Origin of the sequence: Streptomyces sp. 13-12-16, from assembly GCF_002114215.1 — a bacterium.
GTDB lineage: Bacteria > Actinomycetota > Actinomycetes > Streptomycetales > Streptomycetaceae > Streptomyces.
Window position 1 is genome coordinate 1 of sequence record NZ_NCTE01001324.1, and the last position, 394, is coordinate 394.

The window sequence follows — 394 nt, forward strand, 5'->3', positions numbered from 1 at the left end:
CCCCACCAGCTCGTCCATCGACAGACCGAGCGCGCCGGCCGGCGCGGCCACCGCCCTCCGCGGGCAATCGTGCCTCCCCAGTGCCTCAAGGGCCTGGGAGGTGCCCCCAGGGCGATGGGGTCCCCCCGCCCATGGGGGTCCCCCCGCCCATGGGGGTCCCCCCGCTCGAGCGAAGCCGAGAGTGGGGAGAAGCCGAGAGTGGGGGAGAAGCCGAGAGTGAGGGAGGGTGGGCGCTGGGGGAGGGTGGGCGCTGGGGGCAGCACCTCTGGGGGAGGCACCCCGCAAGCGCCGGGCCGCGCAAACACCCCCCGGCCCACCCCGGCGCCGGGGCACCCCGCAGACACCGGGCCACGCAGCCCACCCCCCCCCCCCCCCCCCCCCCCCCCCCCAAACC